The 17554-nt window shown below is 63.3% G+C and carries 15 protein-coding genes; 5 read left to right on the top strand and 10 right to left on the bottom strand.

Annotation, left to right across the window (positions count from 1 at the left end; translation table 11 throughout):
- Positions 1-66: 66 nt before the first annotated feature.
- The 9 genes from O4H31_RS04645 to O4H31_RS04605 form a co-directional block, all read right to left on the bottom strand.
- On the bottom strand, positions 67-1098 hold the full coding sequence (locus O4H31_RS04645; RefSeq protein WP_269343310.1) for a trans-3-hydroxy-L-proline dehydratase: 1032 nt from the start codon (positions 1096-1098) through the stop codon (positions 67-69).
- Positions 1091-2788, bottom strand: a complete 1698-nt coding sequence (locus O4H31_RS04640) for an aconitase family protein (protein WP_269343308.1) — start codon at positions 2786-2788, stop codon at positions 1091-1093. The genes O4H31_RS04645 and O4H31_RS04640 overlap by 8 nt, the downstream gene beginning before the upstream one ends.
- A 16-nt stretch (positions 2789-2804) precedes the next feature.
- Positions 2805-3806 carry a 4-hydroxyproline epimerase gene (locus tag O4H31_RS04635; RefSeq protein ID WP_269343305.1) on the bottom strand — a complete coding sequence of 334 codons (1002 nt, stop codon included), beginning with the start codon at positions 3804-3806 and terminating at the stop codon, positions 2805-2807.
- Between the two features lie 8 nt (positions 3807-3814).
- Complete coding sequence (locus tag O4H31_RS04630; RefSeq protein ID WP_269343302.1) at positions 3815-5038, bottom strand: NAD(P)/FAD-dependent oxidoreductase; 1224 nt, start codon at positions 5036-5038, stop codon at positions 3815-3817.
- Positions 5038-5760 carry an amino acid ABC transporter ATP-binding protein gene (locus tag O4H31_RS04625; protein ID WP_269343299.1) on the bottom strand — a complete coding sequence of 241 codons (723 nt, stop codon included), beginning with the start codon at positions 5758-5760 and terminating at the stop codon, positions 5038-5040. Before O4H31_RS04625 ends, O4H31_RS04630 begins: the two co-directional genes overlap by 1 nt.
- Entirely contained in the window at positions 5753-6406 is a 654-nt protein-coding gene (locus tag O4H31_RS04620; protein WP_067624962.1) for an amino acid ABC transporter permease, read from the bottom strand. Before O4H31_RS04620 ends, O4H31_RS04625 begins: the two co-directional genes overlap by 8 nt.
- A gap of 13 nt (positions 6407-6419) precedes the next feature.
- Positions 6420-7085: an amino acid ABC transporter permease gene (locus O4H31_RS04615; protein ID WP_269343297.1), complete on the bottom strand. Its 666-nt coding sequence runs from the start codon at positions 7083-7085 to the stop codon at positions 6420-6422.
- 60 nt (positions 7086-7145) lie between these two features.
- Positions 7146-7952: a transporter substrate-binding domain-containing protein gene (locus O4H31_RS04610; protein WP_269343295.1), complete on the bottom strand. Its 807-nt coding sequence runs from the start codon at positions 7950-7952 to the stop codon at positions 7146-7148.
- A 243-nt stretch (positions 7953-8195) separates the two neighbouring features.
- Positions 8196-9713, bottom strand: coding sequence for an aldehyde dehydrogenase (NADP(+)) (locus tag O4H31_RS04605; protein ID WP_269343293.1), 1518 nt, complete (start codon positions 9711-9713; stop codon positions 8196-8198).
- A gap of 105 nt (positions 9714-9818) precedes the next feature.
- On the opposite strand from O4H31_RS04605, the gene O4H31_RS04600 reads away from it, so the two are divergent.
- The 5 genes from O4H31_RS04600 to O4H31_RS04580 all read left to right on the top strand — a co-directional run bounded on the left by O4H31_RS04600 (position 9819) and on the right by O4H31_RS04580 (position 15986).
- The gene (locus O4H31_RS04600; protein ID WP_269343291.1) at positions 9819-10847 is read left to right on the top strand and encodes an Ldh family oxidoreductase; all 1029 of its coding nucleotides are present in this window, start codon (positions 9819-9821) and stop codon (positions 10845-10847) included.
- 397 nt (positions 10848-11244) lie between these two features.
- Positions 11245-12744: a glucan biosynthesis protein gene (locus tag O4H31_RS04595; RefSeq protein WP_269343288.1), complete on the top strand. Its 1500-nt coding sequence runs from the start codon at positions 11245-11247 to the stop codon at positions 12742-12744.
- On the top strand, positions 12741-12911 hold the full coding sequence (locus O4H31_RS04590) for a hypothetical protein (protein WP_269343286.1): 171 nt from the start codon (positions 12741-12743) through the stop codon (positions 12909-12911). The genes O4H31_RS04595 and O4H31_RS04590 overlap by 4 nt, the downstream gene beginning before the upstream one ends.
- 5 nt (positions 12912-12916) lie before the next feature.
- Positions 12917-14722 carry a glucans biosynthesis glucosyltransferase MdoH gene (gene mdoH / locus O4H31_RS04585; protein ID WP_269343284.1) on the top strand — a complete coding sequence of 602 codons (1806 nt, stop codon included), beginning with the start codon at positions 12917-12919 and terminating at the stop codon, positions 14720-14722.
- A complete protein-coding gene (locus tag O4H31_RS04580; RefSeq protein WP_269343282.1) occupies positions 14709-15986 on the top strand; it encodes an OpgC family protein in 1278 nt (425 codons plus the stop codon). Before mdoH ends, O4H31_RS04580 begins: the two co-directional genes overlap by 14 nt.
- Here the strand turns inward: O4H31_RS04580 and O4H31_RS04575 are convergent.
- Positions 15983-17548: a phospholipase D-like domain-containing protein gene (locus O4H31_RS04575; RefSeq protein ID WP_269343280.1), complete on the bottom strand. Its 1566-nt coding sequence runs from the start codon at positions 17546-17548 to the stop codon at positions 15983-15985. The two genes, O4H31_RS04580 and O4H31_RS04575, sit on opposite strands and share 4 nt — an antisense overlap.
- Positions 17549-17554 lie beyond the last annotated feature (6 nt).

Raw genomic sequence — 17554 nt, 5'->3', positions numbered from 1 at the left:
TTGTAAAGATTTGCCCCGGCTCCGGTCTGCCCCGGGGATCGGAGTTTAACATGGCAAAACACCCGGCTAGCCGCGCGCGCCCCATGTGTCAGACAGGCGGTAGCCGCCCGGCCAAGGGTCATCGGGATCGAGCATATGTTGATGGATGCCCGTAACCCAGCCCCGGCCCGACAGTTCCGGCAGAATGGCCCTGTGGTCGCCCACCCGCGTCTCGCCCAAGATCCGCCCGGTAAAGGTTGAACCGATCAGCGAGACCGTGGTCAGGCTGTCCTCCAACCCCATCTCCCCCCGCGCGTGCAGCAGCGCCATCCGCGCGCAAAGTGCTGTGCCAGTGGGGGACCGATCCACCTTGCCAGGCTGGATCGCCACCGCCGCCCCGGCGCGCAGGCCGGTCTCGTCACGGGTCACTGGTCCGGCGAAAAGGCAGAAGGAGAAGTGCTGCCAATCGGGGTTATCGGGATGCTCAAAGCGCATCGCGGCATTGGCGGCATTGGTGATCCGCACCCCGAGACGGGCAATATCATGGGCCTCATGCGCCTCGAGCGAGAACCCCATCGCAGCGGCATCAACGACGACGAAACTGTCACCGCCATAGGCGGTATCCACGGTGAGCGTGCCCAGCCCTTCGACCTCCAGCGGAACATCAAGGCGGGCCGCGAAGCTTGGCAGGTTCTGCACAAAGATGCGCTCCGCCTTGCCATTGCGACATTCGGCGCGGACCTTTACCAGCCCTCCCGGCGCTTCGAGGGTCAGTTCGGTCACCGGCTCAGTCATCGGCAGGATACCTCCGTCAAGCAGGACGGTTGAAACGCAAATCGAGTTGGAGCCAGACATCGGCGGCGTATCTTCCGGCTCCATGATGATGAATGCCGCATCGGCGCGGGGGTCTTTCGGCGGCACCAGCAGGTTCACATGGCGAAACACGCCGCCACGCGGCTCGTTCAACACGAAGTTGCGCAGGGTCTCATCCCGCGCGATCCAGCGGCTTTGCTCCCACAACGTCTCGCCCGGAGGTGGGGTGACACCGCCCACGATCACGTCGCCAACCTCGCCCTCGGCATGGGCCGAGATCACATGAACCGTCTTGCTGCTACGCATTACTTGTCTCCTCTTCGGCCAGCCAAGTCGGTAAGGCCTCTCGCGCCTGCCCGGTCAGGGCGGCTTCTACACAATCGGCGATGCTGCCAAAGCGCACCGCGCGGCCCGAGAGACCGGGGGCGTAATGGGCGTATTTGCCAGAGTTGGTCATCAGCACTTGGGCCGAAGGCGGAAAGACCGGCTCAGAGATCGAACACCAGCAGATGTCGGGCACGACCTGCACGCCCGCCGCTTCGAGCCGCGCCACCGTGCCGTCGCCACGCGCTGCCGAGAGCGTGTCATGGCCGAGCGTTACGATAACCGCTGTATCGGGATGACGCTTGCGCCCTGCGAGCGCGGCGTCGAGCGCACGGCATTCCGCGTGGGAGAAATGCGGGCTGCCAAAGGCGATGAGATCGACCTTTGCAGGCCCGGCGTTGAACTGCCGCCAGACGCGGCGCAGATCGTTCGATGTTACGCGCACCGTCTCCGCCTCCGCAACAGGCGGCAGAGCGGCCTCGGGCGTGATGCCGGCCACATGCAGCATCGGCGCGGCAGAGGTGGTGCCGAAGGCCGCGCAGAGCGCCTTGAGGTCATCTTCGTTCGGGGCGGCACTCTCCAACCCGCGCAGCAGTGGGATCCGGTCCGGGGCCGCCTGCCCGGCCAGCCAGCCCAGCATCGGCCAAATCGCCTCGTCATACTGCGCGGGCAGTTGCACATCGATCACCCGACGCGGTGCGCGGTGGGCATCAAGGTAGACCCCCGACAGCGGGGCGCGCCCGGTCAGCGCGATACAGAGATCGAGGAAATCGGGATGTTTCACCGTCCGCGCGCCAAGCACGCTATTGGCATAGATCACCGCGTTGGACTCTGACCACGCGATGAACTCGCCGCGTTCGGGCGGGGCGGGCAGTTGGTAGGGCGCGCAGGTGAAACTGGGCCGCGCGCCCATGGTGACATAGGCATCGGCCAGACGGCTGGCGGGCAGGCCAAAGTCCGGCGGCACGCCTTGGGCGCGCCAATTGCCGTGATCGACCGAGATCGCGTTCATCGTCGTCGGCACGCGCACCTGCGACCCCATGTCGGCCATGGTTTGGGCAAAGAGCAGGTTGGCGGGGCTGGCGTAGATGCAGCCATCGATATGCACGCGCGTCACGTCAACCAGCCTCTCGGCCCCCTGCCCGCGCGCCATGGTGCACGTGATCTCCATCGCCAATTGAACTGCCGGGCCGTCGGCCCCATCAAGCATTTCTTGATCCTCGGCGGTGAGATGCAGATCGCGGGCGGGCCTGTCGGACAGGGGCAAATCCCACGCGTCGGTGCTAAGCATCTCAGGCGTGATCCGCGCGTTGCGCGCCTTGGCAAGCAGGTCGTAGTCCTTTGCGCCAAGCCGCAGCACCGCCAGCGGCTTGGCGAACATCTTCCCCGCGATCAAGGCACCCAAGGTCAGGATATCTTCGGCCTCGCGAAAGACCAATGCGGCGGGGGCATGACCGTTCATTGCCAGTTCCAGCAGGACGCCACTGCCGGTGCAGGAACCGCGGCTCGTGGGCATCAACACGATCTTGCCTGCCAGCGACTGCCCGCACAGCGGATGATGCGCGTCGATGACCTTGCCTGTGGCCGGATCGACGCCGCCCCAGAAACTCAACCCCTCGGTCGAGACGAGCACCGCGCCTTGGGCCTCGGCGGGAACGATGATCTGCGCCATGGGCAGCCCTTCCAAATCAGGTAACAACGAAACCGTGCGCGAAGGGGTCGCGCTCGTCGATGAAGATGGTGTTAAAGCCGGTGACCCGCGCCCAACCTGCGATGGAAGGGATGATCGCAGGCTTGCCCGCCACCTCCGCCGCCGCCTCGACACGGCCTTTGAACATCGACCCGATGATGGATTCATGCACGAAGTCGTCGCCCACACTCAGCTTCCCCTTGGCCGCGAGTTGCGCCATCCGGGCCGAAGTGCCGGTCCCGCAGGGGGAGCGGTCAATCGCCTTGTCGCCGTAGAACACCGCGTTGCGGGCGTGGGCCTCGGGCGCTTGGACCGCGCCGGTCCAGAGGATGTGGCTTAGCCCGTTGATGGCGGGATGTTCGGGGTGGATGAATTCATATTTCGCATTGAGCGCGGCGCGGAGTTTCGGGCTGAGACCGACCAGTTCGGAGACCGAGAAATCTGCCATATCGCGGAAGTTTTTCTGCGGCTCGACAATGGCGTAGAAATTGCCGCCATAGGCCACATCGACCACCACTTCGCCCAAGCCCTCGACCTCGGCCGTCAGCCCTTCGGAATGGAGGAAGGCGGGCACATTGGTCAGGCGCACCTCTTCGACGAAACGCCCCTCCTGGCGGTAGGCTACATCGACCCGCCCGGCGGGGGTCTCGAGCCGCAACTGACCGGGGGTGGCAGGTGTGACCAGCCCGTTTTCAAGCGCGATGGTGACAGTGCCGATGGTCCCGTGACCGCACATGGGCAGGCAGCCTGAGGTCTCAATGAACAGCACCGCGATGTCGCAGTCATCCCGCGTCGGCGGATAAAGGATCGCGCCTGACATCTGGTCGTGGCCGCGCGGCTCGAACATCAGACCGGTGCGAATCCAGTCGTATTCCACCAGAAAATGGGCGCGCTTTTCCAGCATGTTCGCGCCCTTAAGCAGAGGCGCGCCGCCGGTGACGAGCCGTACCGGATTGCCGCAGGTGTGGCCGTCGATACAAGGAAATGTGTGTTGCGTCATGTCAGCCTCTAAAAACGCGCGGGAGAGAAGGGGGCAAGGTCGATGCCGGGGTCTTGGCCGGTCATCAGGTCCGCGATGATGGCGGCGGTGCCTGCCGATTGGGTGAGACCCAAATGCCCGTGGCCAAAGGCGCAGAACGCATCCGGGCGGTTCGGCAACGCGCCGATGGCCGGCAGGCTGTCGGGCAGCGAGGGGCGAAAACCCATCCACTGCGTGCCGCCCGAGGTGTTGAGCCCCGGCAGAAAACGTTTGGCCTTTTTCAGCATCGCATCGGCCCGGGCAAAGTTCGGCGGCAGGTCGAGCCCGCCCAGCTCCACCGCCCCGCCGACGCGCAGTCCATTGCCGACTTTGCTGATGACAAAGCCATGGCCGCCGAAAGTGATCTGGCGTTTGAGGTCGAAGGCACCACTGGGCAGGGTCGTGTTATAGCCGCGCTCGGTCTCCAGCGGGATCTTCACGCCAGCGGTGCGGGCCAGATGATGCGAATGCGCACCGGCGGCCAGCACCACGTTGCCCGGCATCAAGCCATCTGAGGTCTCGACCCCGCCCGCGACGAGACGTTCGGCGCGGGTGATCGTGATCTCCCCGCCCCCTGCCCGGAAGCGGTCGGCCATCGCCAGCACATAGTCGCGCGGGTCCGAGATCGACTGCCATTCCGGGGTGAAGGTCGCATGGGTGAAGCTGGGCGCAAGACCGGGTTGATAGGCTGCAATCTCATCGCCCTTGAGATGCGTGAAGGCGATCCCCGCCTCTTCGCGGGCCTGCCAACCGGGGAGGGAGGCGCGGAACTCGGCCTCGCTCTCATAGACCTGCATCTGCCCGTCGTGCCGCAGCATATGCGCCAGACCGCTCATCGCCAGATGCGGATCGAGTGCGGCCTGCGACAGCTTCATCAGCGCCGTTTGCGCCACGGTCGAGGCCCGGACCTGCGCGGGCCAGCTTGCCCTCCAAAACCGCCACATCCACGGGGCGATCCGCGCGGCATAGCGCGGCGGCACCGACAGCGGCCCCAGCGGATCCAGCAACCACTTCGGCGCCTGTCGGATCATCCGGGGCGAGGCGAGCGGCAGGATCTCGGTAAAGGCAAAAGCGCCCGCATTGCCCGCCGAGGCGCCCGCTGCCGGACCTTCGCGGTCGATCACCCGCACGGGCAGCCCGCGCGCTTGAAGCGCCAGCGCGATGGACAGGCCCACCACGCCCGCGCCGACGACCGTCACCGGGGTTTGGTTCATTACCGGACGCTCGACAGGAATTGACGTGTCTCTTCTTGCTGCGGATCGCCAAAGATCTGATCCGGCGCGCCGATCTCGGCCATGACGCCCTTGTGAAAGAACGCCACCCGGTCCGACACATCGCGTGCGAAACTCATCTCATGGGTGACACAGATCATCGTCATCCCCTCATCTGCAAGCAATTTGAGCGTATCGAGCACCTCGCCCACCAATTGCGGGTCGAGCGCCGAGGTCACCTCGTCAAAGAGAATGTAATCGGGCGACATGGCCAATGCACGCGCAATCGCCATCCGCTGCTGCTGGCCGCCCGACAGGCGGCTGGGGTAGACGTTGAGCTTGTCAGCCAGACCCACATGCGAGAGTTGCTGCACCGCGATTTCTTCGGCCTCCTTGCGGCCCATGCCCTTCACTTTCCGCGGGGCAAGGGTCACGTTTTCCAGCACCGTCAGATGCGGGAAGGCGTTGAATTGCTGGAACACGATGCCGATCTTGCGGCGCAGCTTGTTCAGGTCAGTGTCGCGGGCGTGAACCTCGGTCCCGTCGACCACGATGCGGCCACTGTCGATCGGCTCTAACCCGTTGATGCAGGTCAGCAGCGTCGATTTACCCGAGCCCGAGCCACCGATCACCGAGACGACCTCGCCTTTTTGCACGGTCAGGTCGATGCCTTTGAGCACCTGTAGTGCGCCAAAGGATTTGTGAACGTTTTCAATCTCAATCATTTTCTTGCCACCTTTTTTCCAAGCGGCTGCCAAGCCGGGCAATGGGGAAACTGAGCGCGAAATAGATCGCACCCGTCACGAGCAGGATGAACATCGGCTCTTGCAGGCGTGTCACCAGAATTTGCGAGGCGCGCAGCAATTCGATAATGCCGAGCCACATCACCAGCGCGCTGTCTTTCATCACGCCAAGTGTGAGGCCGATCCAACTGGGCAGGCCAACCCGCAGCGCCATGGGAAAGACGATCTGCGTAAGATCCTGCCCCCATGTCATGCCAAGCGAGCGCGCCGCACGGCGGGTGACCGAAGGCACCGCCTCTATCGCGCCGCGCACGATCTCGGTGCAATAGGCCGACGTGTAGAGGCCCAGCACGATGCAGGAGGTCACGAAGGGGGAAATCCCCCAGCCCGCGATGGCCTGAAAGGCGTTGGCAAGGATCAACTGGATCAGCAGCGGGACCGAGCGGAAGATATCCAGCACAAAGGTCAGCGGCAGGGCCGCCCAAGGGCTGATCTGGCTGCGCAGCACTCCGAAGAAGAGCCCCAGCAGCGTGCCGCCCACCACCGCGAAGGCGGTGACCGAAAGCGTCACGCCTGCGCCTTTGAGCATGAACAACAGGTCGTTGAAGGTCAGAGCCGTATCAAACATCTATTCTCTTCCTTCAGTAGCGAAACAGGCGGGCGGCCAGAAGCCGCGCGCCGAGCATCACGGTCTTGGCGATCACGTAGTAGATCACCGCCGCCAGTGCGAAGAATTCAAAGGTTCGGAAGCTGCGCGCGTTGAGGTCTTGCGTGACCCCCGCGAGATCCGAATTCAGCCCCACCGTAACGCCTAAAGAGGTCATCAGGATCGCCCAGATCATCTGGTTCGTGGTCGGCAGGAAGGAGATGCGGAACATCTGCGGCAGGATAATCAGGCGAAACGCTTTGGCCTGCCCCATGCCCAGTGACCGCCCGGCCCGCAGCTGCGTGTCCGGAATGGCGCGCATCGCGCCGCGGAACGTCTCGCAGAGGTAGCCCGCGTTGTTGAACGCGATCCCGGCCAGCAGGGCGGCATAGGGGCTGAGGTAAATCCCGAAAGACCCAAGTCCGAAATGCGCCATATAAATCTGGAAAAGCGCGGGCGTGTTACGTGCCACTTCGACCCAAGCGGTCGCAGGCGCCCGCAGCCAGCGCGACTTGGCATCGCGGCCTACGGCCAGCAGCACGGCGATCGTCACGCCGATGAGCATCGACAGGATCGATATCTGCAGCGTAACCAGCGCGCCTTCCAGCATCTCTGGGAAAGCGCGAAAGGCCTGTCGCCATTGAAAGGTGTAGTTGCCCATCTCTTGCTCCGATCAGCGGTTATCGGCAGTGGGGGCCGCAGGCTGCGGCCCCCGCATCCATCAGCGATAGGCTTTGGCGATGGTTAGGTCGGGCGCGTCGCCGCCGACCCATTTGTCGAAGAGTTCTTGATAACGACCCGAACGGACCTGCTGGTTTACGAAGAGGTCGAGATAGTTCAGCAGACCGTATTCCTGACGCAGGCCGATCAGACCGACATAGTCCACGTCAAACGGCGCATCGCCCGCGATGGTCAAACCGTCGAACTTGCCGCTCGCCACGATGGAGGAGGCCACGGTGGAGGTCACGACGGTCGCGTCGATCTGGCCTTGGGCCAGCGACAGGAAGACGTCCGCTTGGCTCTGGTAGGAACGGAAGCTGCCCTCGTCCCATGCGTCGACCTGCTCTTCCAGCGCGATGGCCTCAAACGTGCCTGCGACGGAGCCTACGGTTTTGCCCTTGAGGCTTTCAAAGCTGTCAACGCCTGCGTCTTCGCGCGTCAGCACAACGTTGGTAAAGGCGAAGTAGGGGACGGAAAAACCGACTGTCTTCGCCCGCTCCAGCGTGTCGGAGGTGGAGGCGACACCTACATCCGCGCGGCCAGAAACCAGCGCGGGGATACGGTCAGGGAAAGGCGTCTCAACGATCTCGGCCTCGACACCAAGTGCTGCGGCCAGATCGTTGCAGTAATCCACGTCGAAGCCGACGGGCGTGTTGCTGTCATCGCGCGAGCCCATGGGCGGGAAGTCCAGCACCACGGCGCAGCGCAGCGTGCCCGAAGAAATGATGTCGTCCAGTTTGTCGGCCTGAGCGGCGGTGCCGATCACGGTGGCGGCCACGAGGCTCCCGGCGAGTTGCGTGAATTTCATAGATATCTCCCTCTTGGGTTGGTCGCCCCCGACTCTCTCTGGGCGGGGTACGGGGTGGTATGAAGGAACTATGTCCTCATTAAAAATACAATATGTATTTTTAACTTTTATCGGTGTGTCGACATATTTTTGAACTATTGAGACGCTATCGTCGTTGTTTGGGGATGGGATAGAGCCGCAGCCGCTCCTTTTTCAGGCTGAAATGAGAAAGCCAGACACGCGGCCCGGCTTTCTCGTCTGGGGTCACTCCGCCGCGTCGTCGGGCAGGAGCGCTTCCGGCAGGTTCTGATAGGACACCGGCCGCAGGAAGCGCCGGATTGAAAGGGTACCGACGCTGGTCGCGCCAAAGTTGGTGCTGGCCGGATAGGGTCCGCCGTGCACCATAGAATCCACCACCTCGACGCCGGTGGGGAAGCCATTTGCCAGCAGACGCCCGGCTTTGCGTTCCAGCACCGGCATCAGTGCTCGCGCGGCCTCAACATCCGCGTCGTCCATATGGAGGGTAATGGTCAACTGCCCGTCCAACTCAACTGCCAGCGCGCGCATCTCTTCCAGCGAAGCAACCCGCACCACTAGCCCAAGCGGGCCAAAGACTTCTTCATGCAGCGCCGGGTTGGCCTTGAACTCTGCGCCCGTGGTCTCGAACAGGGCCGGGGCGGCGTTGCGGCCTGTGCTGTCGGCCACATGCACCTGGCGCAGCCCTGGCGCGGATTTGAACTTGTCGCGACCCGCACAGAAGGCTTCGGCGATACCGTCGGTCAACATGACCTGTTCGGCCACGTCTTGCAGTGCGGTGGCGGCACTTTTCACGAAGGCGTCTGACCCTGCCCCGTCGATCACCACGGCAATGCCCGGATTGGTGCAGAACTGGCCTGCGCCCATGGTCAGGGACGCGGCCCAGCCTTTGCCCAGCTCCTCGGCCCGTGCCTCCATCGCGGCGGGGAGCATGAACATCGGGTTGACCGAGCCCAATTCGCCAAAAAAGGGAATCGGCTCTGGCCGCGCGGCGCAGAGATCGAACAGCGCCCGCCCCCCCGCGAGAGAGCCGGTAAAGCCCACGGCTTTGATCAACGGATGCTGCACCACGGCCTGACCAACAGCGCGGTTGCCGCCTTGGATCAGCGAAAACACCCCGCGCGGCATGCCGCAGCTTTCAACCGCCGCATGGATCGCCTCGGCGACGATCTCTCCAGTGCCGGGATGGGCGGAATGGCCTTTGACCACGACCGGACAGCCTGCCGCCAGCGCCGCCGCCGTGTCACCACCCGCAACCGAGAAAGCCAGCGGGAAGTTCGACGCGCCAAAGACAGCCACGGGGCCGATGGGGCGTTGCACCATGGTGATCGCGGGGCGCGGGGCGGGCTGGCGTTCCGGCATGGCGGCATCGAAGCGGCGGTCGAGGTAGTCACCCTTTTCGATATGCGCGGCAAAGAGGCGCAGCTGGCCAACGGTCCGGCCCCGCTCTCCTTCCAGACGCGCTGTGGGCAGGCCGCTTTCTTGGCTGCCGATCTCGGTGATCTGGGCACCGCGGGCGTCGATTTCATCGGCGATGGCGTTCAGAAACTTTGCGCGGGTGGCCCGGCTGGAATAGCCGTAGTCCCAAAACGCCGCTTCGGCAGCTTCGCAGGCTTGGTCTACCAAATCCACCGTCCCGACCGAGAAGTCATGCACAGGCCCATGGGCGGGGCTGGAACTAAAGCGGTCGTCGGTGGCGATCCATTCGCCAGCGATTAGGTGTTTGCCATGGGGGGTAAAGGCCATCGTCTATCCTTTCATGCGGGCCGCGGCCCGGTGTCAGCTTGCGTCTCTGCGCAACTGCATACATGATGTATGCATGATTGCAACCCAAGCCCTGCGAGGATCCAGATGACTGATACAACCCTGTCCCACGACGTCCTAAACGGAATTGTCATGCAGATTTTCCAAGGCGCGGGCCTGTCGCCGCAGAATGCCGCCGCCCTCGCGCGGGTGATCGTGGCGGGCGAAGGCGATGCTTGCAAATCCCACGGCATCTACCGGATCGAAGGCTGCCTGCGCACAATCAAGGCGGGCAAGGTGGTGCCCGATGCGGTGCCGCAGGTGTACCAAGACGACAGCGCCATTGTGCGCGTAAATGCGGGCGGCGGCTTTTCCAACGCTGCATTCGACGCGGGCGCGCCCGTGCTGGCAGAGCGTTGCCGCACGACCGGGATCGCCGCAATGGTGATCAACGATTGCACCCATTTCGCCGCCCTCTGGCCCGAGATTGAGGCGCTGACCGATATGGGCCTCGCCGCGATGGCGATGTGCCCCAGCTATGCCAGCGTGGCCCCGTCGGGCGGCACTGACCCCTTGATGGGGACCAACCCTTTCGCCTTTGGCTGGCCACGGGCAGAGGGCAACCCTTACGTCTTTGACTTCGCCACCAGCGTCGCCGCCCGAGGAGAGATCGAACTGCACCGCCGCGCGGGCACGCCCCTGCCCGAAGGCTGGGCCGTCGCGCCCGACGGCGCGCCCACAACCGATCCCGAAGCCGCCCTTGCCGGGGCCATGCTGCCTTTTGGCGGACATAAGGGATCCGCCATCTCCACCATGATCGAACTTCTCGCCGGGGTGATGATCGGCGACCTGACCAGCCCAGAGGCGCGCGACGCCTTGGGCTCTCTCACCCTCGCGCCGGCGCATGGTGAGTTGATCATCGCCTTTGATCCGGCAAAGTTTGCCGCTGGCCGCCCCGGCGATCCCTTCGCGCGGGCGGAAACGCTCTTTGCCGCGATCATGGGCCAAGGGGCGCGGCTGCCCTCGCAGCGCCGGTTCAAGGCCCGCGCGGAGACCCGGACGAAGGGGATTGCCCTGACGGAGGCGGAAAGGCAAAGCCTAGAGCGCCTGTTGGCCGACGGGCTCGACGCAGTTTGACCCCCTCCCGCGCTGCGGCCCCGCCTAAGGTTGGAGCGCTGAGAGCCGTGGCATGCTCCCAAAGCCTCATCCCACCGCGCCGCTGCGCAGGATCAAATGTCACAAAAAGCGGCGATGCTACGGTAATCTGGGCAAAATTTTGTGCAGACCCAGTCAAACAAAGCCCGGATAGGCGATTTTCCGCGCTGCTCTGCAGCATTTTGCTGAAAGTTGCTGAATCAAGTTTTCAGCGCCGCTGAAAACATTAGATAGGGAAAAAATTGCACACTCTTAACGTGTCTCCCGGGGTAATGTTTTGCCAAATTCTTATACTACACGACCAAAAAAATCACGAACCGAAGGCTTAGAGAGGCGTCAGTTTCTGACCCTCTCCGCCGCGTCCTTTGCCGCAGCACTCATGCCGCTGCGCAGCCGCGCGCAAGAGGTGCCTGCCGCCTCCTTTACATTCGACAATCTGGTCAATGACATGCGGGACTTGGCGCAGTCGTCCTATGCGGCCCCGAAGCCGGTAAAGGGATTCCTCGCCGATCTTGATTACGACGCTTACCAACGGATTCGATTTCGGCCCGAACAGGCGCGTTGGCAGGAAAAGGGCGTTACCTTTAGGTTGCACGCCTTCCACCCCGGCTGGCTGTTCAAAGAAGCGGTGAAGATCAACGAGATCCGGGGCGAGACGGTCGCGCCCATGAGCTTTACCACCGCGGATTTTGAATATGACGACGAAGAACTCGCCAAGTCGATCCCCCCCAATGCCGAGATGCCGGGCGTTGCCGGTTTCCGTCTGCACACCCCGCTCAACCGCGCCGATATTTTCGACGAATTGATCGTGTTCCAAGGCGCGAGCTATTTCCGCGCTCTGGGGAAAGACACGCTTTATGGGCTGAGCGCGCGCGGCCTTGCCGTCAATACCGGCCTGCCCGAAGGCGAGGAGTTCCCTCGTTTCAGCGAGGTCTGGCTACGCCGCCCCGAACCGGGCGATAACAGCGCCACGATCTATGCCGCACTCGACAGCCCGTCGGTGACCGGGGCCTATAGGTTCGTGATCACACCGGGCGAGGACACCACCGTCGAGGTTACCATGCGGCTGTTCCTGCGCAAAGACATCAAGCAGCTTGGCATCGCGCCGCTGACTTCGATGTTCCTGCACAATGGCGCGGACAAGGGCAGCTTTGACGATTTCCGCCCCTCAGTCCACGACAGCGAAGTCTTGGTGCTGAACGCGGGCAAGGATGCGACCCTCTGCCGCCCGCTGAACAATCCGCCGCGTTTGGCGAGTTCCTATTTCGGAGCGCAGAGCCCACGCTCCTTCGGGCTGGCACAGCGCAACCGGGACTTTGAGCATTACCTCGATGCGCAGGCCCATTACGAACGGCGCCCCTCCCTGATGATCGAACCCATGGGCGACTGGGGCAAGGGGACGGTGCGACTGGTCGAAATCCCCTCCGATCTGGAGGGCAATGACAACATCGTCGCCTATTGGATTCCCGAGGGCGAAACCCGTGCCGGGGATGAATTGGCCTATGATTACCGCATGCACTGGGGGATGAACCCACCGGGCGCAACCCCGCAGACCCTTGGCCGCGTGGTGCGGCTTCGCTCGGGCCACGGCGGGGTTGCGGGTGTTGAGGCAGATACCGAGACCCGCAAATTCGTCATCGACTTCGCCGGCGGACAGCTGAGCGACATGCCAAGCGACGCAGAGTTGCAGCCGATCGCCAGCGCGCAGAACGGCGAAATCGTTGAGGCGATCCTGAGCCGGGTAGATGGCAGAGACGAATGGCGGCTGGTGCTGGAACTACGTGCAGCGCCAGACGCCATCGTCGAGATCAAGGCAGTTCTATCGGGATATGACCGCAATCTTACAGAGACATGGGTGTACCAATGGATCAACGCATGACCCTTCAAGACGCGACGACCCCCTACTCCGCAATGACGGTTAAGGCCGAGACCTGGATGCCGCCCGCTGCCCCCCTTGCCATGCCACGGCAGACCTTGGAACGGCGGGGTCATCTGGCTGGGCTGGCCGATGTCGCGCGGGCGTTCCTGCTGCGGCGCAAGGCCTAAGTTCAATGACACTTCAGCAAAGGCAGCTTGCGGCAGACGGGGCGACCCGTTTTGCACGGGTGGTCGCCGTCTTTTTGTCTCTCGGATGTGCGGCCCTTGCGTCAATGCTTTTGGCCGAGGCGGCGGCGCGCGATGGGTTCAGTGGGTGGGACGGCATCCGCGCCGTGCTCGTTTTCGCGACCACGGCTTGGCTGGCTTGGGGGGCGTCATTGGCGCTGATCGGGCTTTTCGGCAGCAGATCAACGCCTCCCCGCCCCGCGCTGGACGCGCCGCAGCCGCGCACCGTGATCGCGGTCCCCATCTGCAACGAAGACCCGCTGACCACTTTTGCCCGCATCGCCGCGATTGACCGATCAGTCACCCGGGCCGGTGTGGTGGCGGATTTCGTCGTTCTGTCGGATACGCGCGATGACGCACTCGCCGGGAAAGAGCAATTCGCCTTTGCCCGATTGCTGCGCGAGACAGATGGCGAAGGGCGTATTTTCTACCGCAGACGGAGCGACAATACGGGCCGCAAGGCAGGCAATATCGAAGAGTTCATTCGCAGCTCCGGCGGGGCCTATGACCTTGCGGTGATCCTTGACGCCGACAGTCTGATGGAGGGCGAGACGATCCGCGCCATGATCGCGCGGATGCAAGCCGATCCGCAACTTGGGCTGCTACAGACCCTGCCCAAGATCATCGGCGCGAGGTCTTTCTTTGGCCGGGCACTGCAATTCGCCTCGTGGTTTCATGGCCCGATCTTCACCCGTGGCCTTGCGCGTATGCAGGGTCCGACGGGGCCGTTCTGGGGCCATAACGCAATCATTCGCGTCCGCGCCTTTGCCGAAAGCTGTGGGCTGCCCGAGCTTTCTGGCCCCCCGCCCTTGGGCGGCCATATTCTCAGCCATGACTACGTCGAAGCGGCGTTGCTTGCCCGCGCCGGTTGGAAGGTTGAGGTAGATGAAACCTTGGGTGGCTCTTTCGAAGAAGGCCCCGAGAATGTCCTGTCCTTTGCGCGGCGAGAGCGGCGTTGGTGCCAAGGCAACCTGCAACATGCGCGGCTGATCTTTGCCCCCGAGCTGGCGGGCTGGAGCCGGTTTGTCTTTTTGCAGAACGTCACCGCCTATGTCGTCTCTCTTCTTTGGGCGGCGTTTCTGATCACCTCGGCCATCAGTACGCTTTACGCGCCGCCGCCGGAGTATTTCCCCGGCCCCTATCAGCTTTTCCCCGTCTTCCCCGACACCAGCACGCGCGAGATCACGCTGCTGGCCTTGGGCGTTTTGGGTCTGCTGGTGGTGCCGAAGCTGCTGATCCTGCTGCACGCGATCCTGGCCAAGCGCGCGCTCGACTTTGGCCACAGCCTGCGCATGTCGCTCTCGGTTCTGACCGAGATCGTGCTGACCACGCTTTTGGCCCCCTTGATGCTGCTCTATCACAGCCGCGCGGTGTTGCAGGTGCTCTCGGGCCAAGACGGGGGCTGGCCTGCCAACCAACGCAACGAAGGCCGGTTGAGCTTGGCGGATGGCTGGGCGGCGGGCCGGTGGATCGTTTTCATCGGCGCGGCGATCATCGCGGCGGTGCAATGGGTCGCACCTGACCTGACGATCTGGCTGCTGCCCGTGGCGGTTCCGATGCTGCTCGCACCGCTGCTTATTGCATGGACCTCCCGCCCCCTGCCCCGCACGCTCTTTGCCGTGCCGGAGGATGCGGCACCGCTGGATGTCGTCGCGGAATACGACAGTATCTGCGATGTCTGGCGGCTGACGTGGAATGACGAACATCTGATGGCGAAACCCAAAGCGGCGGATCTGACCCATGTCCCAGCCTAGCACCGGGTTGTCGCCTGCAGCGAGATCGCTCGGCTCTGCCCCCCTCGGCTCTGCCCCTGTGGCCAAGCCCGCCCGCGACCCGCGCATCGACGTGTTTCGCGGTTTGGCGTTGGTGATGATTTTCATCAACCACGTTCCCGGCAACCCCTATGAAGCTCTGACCATCCGCAACCTAGGCTTTGCCGACGCTGCAGAGGCGTTCTTCTTGATGTCGGGCATCGCTGCGGGCTTGGCCTATACGCCCCGATTTATTGAGAAAGACTGCCTGCGGCATGGCCTCTGGCGCGCGGTCGCCCCCTTGTGGAAGCGGGCATGGTCGCTCTATCTCGTGCAGATCATGCTTTCGGCCGTGGCTTTGGGCATCTTTGCCGCCGCTTTCCAGATCACGACAGAGGCTGAGTTTCTGACCAAGATCAACATGCGGCAGGTCTTTCAAAACCCAACCCAATCCGTGATCGGGATACCGCTTTTGACGCACCAGTTTGGCTATGTGAACATCCTGCCTGCCTATTCGGTTCTGCTGGTCTGTGCCCCTGTGGCGATCATGCTGGGGCTGCGCTGGCCGCGGCTGCTTTTGGCGCTATCGCTGACCCTTTGGCTGCTGACCGGCGTTTTCCGGCTGAACCTGCCGAACTACCCCAATCCGGGCGGCTGGTTCTTTAACCCTTTTGCGTGGCAGGCGATCTTTGTCTGCGGCCTGCTGGTTGGCCTCAGCCAACGGCAGGGCTATCGGTTTTTTCCCGCGTCGAAAGCGCTGTTTTGGCTGTCCGTCGCGGTGTTGCTTGGGGTGCTGGCATGGCGCTATGTGCCGGGCTTGGGCAAATTCCTGAACCTACAGATGCATCACCTGCGCGAGGCCGGGGTGCCCTTCAACATCACCTCCCATGACAAGACCTATCTTTCCGCCCCGCGGTTCATCCATATTCTGGCCTTGGGGTATTTTCTGTCGCAATTGCCAAGCGTGACCCACCTCTCTGGTCACCAGATGGCGCGCCCCTTCCGGCTGATTGGTCGGCATGGGCTGTTGATCTTTGCCAGCGGCACGGTGCTGGCACTGGTCTGTCAGGCGGTGATGATGGCACGGCCCGAGGCGGCTTGGATGCCATGGGTGCTGCCTGCGGTGGGAACGGCGGCCCTTTACGGGATCGCTTGGACTGCTGAAACATCGCGGCGCGTGCTCACCGCGCCCGCGGCACCGGCCGAGCGCAACCCTGTGCATGATAGCGCGCGTTTCGCGGCACCTGCTGCCGAGCCCAGACTTTAGACCTCAGGATCGCGGCGGCCCCATTTGCGCCATGCCAGCCACGCGATGCCCAGCCCCCCCGCGATCAGCGCCATGTGACGCGGGCGAATGCCGCGCCCAGTCGTGGTGCCCTCTCCGGGATGATAGCGCGGGTCGAGCAGCCGGGTGTTTGCCAGAAAGCCGCCGACAACCGTCTCGCTGCCCCGGAACACGGCACGTAGACCGCGGCCTTTTTTCCGGTTCAAGGTTTCAATTGTCCCGATCATCGACCCCTTTTCGGCCATCACCTCCGCCACGCGCGCAGGCGGCAAGCCCAAGTGCTCGGCGATGAGCCGGGTCCTGAACCCTTCGATCACCTGCGCGGGGCGCTCAATCGCCACGTCGCATTCGGTGTCAAACCCCATGGAGCGGTTGTTGAGGTTGCTGGAGCCGAGGCGCAGAAGATGGTCGTCGATGATCATGATCTTCGCATGCACATAGATCGGTTCCCCCTCGTCGGTGACGGGAAAGTAGATGCGGAAGCGGTTTTGGTGATCCGTCCGCTTTAGGTCTTCGACCAACCGTTCGCGCAGGACATGCATGGCGTCATCTTCCAGCTGCGATTCCGCATCGCGCGGGTTGATGATAACGATCTCGGGCCCGCCCTCTTCGGCCAAACGCGCTTTGAGCGCATCACAGACCGAGTCTGCAGCGAGGTACTGCGATTCAATATAGATATAGTCGCGGGCCGATCTGATCCCGGTGAGGTAGAGTTGTTCGATCTCATTGATCAGCGGCTCTTCGTCGAAGGGCGGCTCGGTTCGGGCGATCCCCACATCAATGTCTTCGGCATCCACCGGCAGGTCGTTGGGCCATTCAAACTTCGGCGCGCCCTTGGGCTGCGCGATCTCATCCCCTGTGGCTCGCAACCAACGCCGGCGCGACAGTTCGCCCAAGGCCGCAGCGGCAGGGCCGGACATCGCCGAGGTGGCATCGTGCCATGGGTCGGAGGGAGAGCCATCTTTGCGCACCCGGCGCGGATCATGCGGCAGATGATCGGGCGTGTCCCAACGGTCCTCGGTCGCGTCGATGCCGCCGCAAAAGGCCAAGGCGTCATCGGCCACGACGATCTTTTGGTGGTGGCAGGCGCCAAAGGGGTGATGCCCGTCCAAGGCGAAATGGATCCGGTCACCGCCAAACAGGCTCAGCGCCAGCGAGGGCACCAGCCGCCCCGGCGCGGCCAACACGGCCCCGTTCCATTTCAGCAGGTAGACATGCAACTCCGGCGTCCGCTCGACCACCGCCTCTACGAAGGCGCCGAGTTGATTGGGATAGCCATCCGGTGCATTGCCGTCCTCATCGCTTTCGCCCGGCAGCATCTCAAGTTCAAAGTCGAAATCCCAGCCGATCAGCATCAACTGCTGCCGCGCCCCGAGAAAGATCTTGCGCAAGACACGGAAGTAATCCGCCGCATCGACAACAAGGCCAAAACGCTCGGCCCGCGCGACGCGCCATGTGGACTTATCGTTAAACAGGCTCTGGCGCGTTGCCGCGTCAGTCGGATGCTGCTGGTCCGCCTTCGCCAAATCCAAATCGCCACGCACGTGCCT

It is taken from the genome of Sulfitobacter dubius, from assembly GCF_027214245.1.
Lineage (GTDB): Bacteria > Pseudomonadota > Alphaproteobacteria > Rhodobacterales > Rhodobacteraceae > Sulfitobacter > Sulfitobacter dubius_A.
This window is presented reverse-complemented; position numbering and strand designations above follow the sequence as displayed.